General features: G+C 36.2%; 1 protein-coding gene. It reads left to right on the top strand.

The genetic code is table 11. The features are described 5' to 3' along the window. Positions 1–14: 14 nt before the first annotated feature. The coding region (locus ACTJK5_RS23185) for an EamA family transporter (RefSeq protein WP_440613344.1) at positions 15–309 on the top strand (295 nt) is incomplete at its 3' end.

The raw sequence follows: 309 nt of genomic DNA, 5'->3' as shown, positions 1-309 counted from the left end.
CACATGTGTTTGTCATGCCATTTCACATTACTCACGGAATGACACTATTTGCTTTACTATATTCTATTTTCTTTGTAACAGTATTTGGTCTAGTAATGTGGTATGTTGGTGTTCAAAAAATTGGGGCGTCACATACGATGGTATATATGTATATAACGCCGCTTGTAGCTGTTCTATTTGCAGCTGTCTGGGCAAATGAATATGTATCGTTTCAACAAATCATCGGTGGAATTATCATTTTTGTCGGTCTATGGTTTGTGAAATCGGAGAAAGTAAAAGTTCATTCTATTGCAGGGGAACCTATATCAA

Source organism: Agrobacterium sp. 22094, assembly GCF_052046015.1.
GTDB classification, from domain to species: Bacteria; Pseudomonadota; Alphaproteobacteria; order Rhizobiales; family Rhizobiaceae; genus Agrobacterium; species Agrobacterium cavarae.
The sequence above is the reverse complement of the archived record's forward strand: the minus strand, read 5'-3'. Positions and strand labels throughout refer to the sequence as shown.